This window comes from Syntrophales bacterium, assembly GCA_030655775.1.
GTDB lineage: Bacteria > Desulfobacterota > Syntrophia > Syntrophales > JADFWA01 > JAUSPI01.
Genome location: JAUSPI010000270.1, coordinates 1 through 2,546, shown reverse-complemented (window position 1 = coordinate 2,546; position 2,546 = coordinate 1). Strand labels below are relative to the sequence as shown.

The window sequence follows — 2,546 nt, the reverse complement described above, 5'->3', positions numbered from 1 at the left end:
CAGTCTTGTGGAAGCCCATTGTATGTTGCGCCAGTCCTCAATGAGGTAAAACCACCGACTGGAGAGCCGGATGCGGGAAATCCGCAAGTCCGGTTCGGAGGGAGGGGCGATACAAACCAATGTATCGTTCCTACCCCTATCGGTTAAGTGCGGTGTTGTACTTTTTACGAGACCATCAAATTTTATGATTGATTTAAGTCCATTTCTAAGTATTCAGGAAGCTCTTCTTAAACAGGTTCCGAGAGAAAAACATCGCTCTCTTTACGAGCGGATCAACTGGGAAAATCGCCTGATTGGAATCATTGGCGGTCGTGGGACAGGGAAGACTACACTGTTGCTTCAGCATTTAGCTGGAAAAGGTTCATATTTATCAAAATATCTTTATATTTCGGCGGACAACATTCGGGTCGAGGCCGTCGGCATCTATGAGATCGCATCACAATTTTTTCGGATGGGCGGCGAGGTTATTATCGTTGATGAAATTCACAAATACGCCAGATGGCCGCAAGAAATAAAAAATCTTTATGATTCATTTCCATCAGCAAAAATCTTTTTTTCAGGCAGTTCTACTCTCGGATTGCAACTTGGAAAGGCCGACCTGTCGCGGCGCGCTGTTTTTTATACTTTGCCGGGTCTTTCTTTTCGAGAATACCTGCTATTAGCCAGAAATGTTAAGTTTCCCGCCATCACACTTTCCGATCTATTAAAGGAACATGCGCGATTGACATCAGAAGTTCTTGTTGAGGGGCCTGTGTTGGGACACTTTCGAGATTACCTTGAGCATGGTATTTATCCTTTTTTTGTTGAAGGAATAGAAGAATATCTTGCGAAGCTCAGAAACATTATTGAAAAAACACTTTACGAAGACATTGTCTCTACGTCAAACATTAAATCTTCTAATGTTCCGATGCTAAAACGGATTCTCTGGTTGATCGCCACATCTCAACCATTTGAGCCAAATCTTGTGCGTATTTCCAATAACCTGGGAATTTCAAAGCCAACTCTTTATGTCTACCTTGACTATCTCGAGCGGGCCGGTCTCTTATCAGGCGTCATGCCGGAAGGATCAGGCTTCAAACTCGTGCGTAAACCCGTTAAAATTTATATTCAAAATACAAACCTGCTCAGAGCAATCGCAGGGGAATTGGGCAGAGAAGACCCTGTCGGAACGGTGCGCGAAACATTTATCCAGCATCAATTGATAAGCGCTGGTCTGCAAGTGCGCATTCCGAGTCGAGGCGATTTTCTGGTAGAGGATAAGTATCTACTTGAAGTAGGCGGCAGCCGTAAGGGGAAAAAACAGATAGCAGGAAAAGAAAATGCCTACATCATAAAAGACGATATCGACATGGGCTTTGGCAATATTATCCCCATGTGGTTGTTCGGTTTTTTATACTGAAGGTTCGTAAAAGACATCCCCGTTGTCTCTCCTGAGAGCCGGTTAAAATGAAAAAATGTCCTTATTGCGGAGCCCCTGGGGATTTCTATTTTAATCCACAGATTTCGCAGATTACACGGATTACCCCGTGGCAAGCCACGGGGTGGCGAGTTTGGTTCCTTTCACATTTTTAGTTTCCGCGCTATAAGATTAATTAAGATGCATTCGTAAAGAGAGCTTTGCATAATGCCAATATTGTCATTGCGAGCAAAGCGAAGCAATCTCGCAACATATTGATAATTCATAAGATTGCCGCGTCGCTAAAGCTCCTCGCAATGACCAGAATTGCAGTTTTGCAAAGCTCTCAAAGCATCCTAATGTAATCCAGGGTTGTCTTTCTTCCTTTCACTCGAACCCTTGAATCCTTGTACCCTTCTTTGTAGTTTTTAGCATTTCACTCGAATCCTTGAATCCTTGACCCCTTGAACCCTCTGGTATTTATTTTGCCTTAATTAACTTCAACTAATCGGGAGATGATCCTCATTTTATAATGATTGTAGGTACAACAGACATGCCAATCCTGAAAATATGGTCTCGGTTTGACCCTTTATCAAGAACAATCTTGACCGGTATACGCTGCACGACCTTTACATAATTTCCTGTGGCATTTTCAGGAGGAAACAGAGAAAAAACAGCACCCGTACCTGCCATAATACTCTGCACGGTTCCTTCAAATACCTTGCCTGAATAGGTATCCACTCTTATTTCCACTCTTTGCCCCGGCTTCACCTTATCAAGCTCAGTCTCTTTATAATTTGCCGTCACCCACACATCATCAAGTGGAACAACTGCCATAAGTGGTTGTCCGATTTGAATTTGATTACCGACTTCAACAGATTTTTTGGTAACATAACCATGAGATGGCGCATAAATTTTTGTATAACTCCTTTTCAATTCCTCCGCTTTGTAAATTGCCTCTTTTTCCTTAACCAGGGATTTATGCGATTGAAAAGCTAACTTTGTTTGGTTAGTAAAGAAATCGCTTGAATTCGACTATCCCCGCCTACAAGGCGGGGCATTACGCCGAATTCATGGCTATTGCCACCGCGATTTCATAATTAGTGTCAAGCTTAAACCATTCATCCCCGTCCACAGGACGGGGTATTCT

Annotated in this window: 2 protein-coding genes; one reads left to right on the top strand and one right to left on the bottom strand. The window is 43.0% G+C overall.

Features of this window, described 5'->3' with window-relative positions:
* Positions 1 to 184: 184 nt before the first annotated feature.
* Positions 185 to 1,399 (top strand): AAA family ATPase, encoded by a 1,215-nt coding sequence (locus Q7J27_15090; GenBank protein MDO9530464.1) that lies wholly within the window; start codon positions 185 to 187, stop codon positions 1,397 to 1,399.
* A 519-nt stretch (positions 1,400 to 1,918) separates the two neighbouring features.
* Here the strand turns inward: Q7J27_15090 and Q7J27_15085 are convergent.
* The gene (locus Q7J27_15085; GenBank protein ID MDO9530463.1) at positions 1,919 to 2,332 is read right to left on the bottom strand and encodes an HlyD family secretion protein; all 414 of its coding nucleotides are present in this window, start codon (positions 2,330 to 2,332) and stop codon (positions 1,919 to 1,921) included.
* Positions 2,333 to 2,546: the final 214 nt, after the last annotated feature.

What these genes read in the sequence shown, in the direction of transcription:
- Q7J27_15090 (MDO9530464.1), top strand. Translation starts at nt 185, where the DNA reads ATGATTGATTTAAGTCCATTTCTAAGTATTCAGGAAGCTCTTCTTAAA.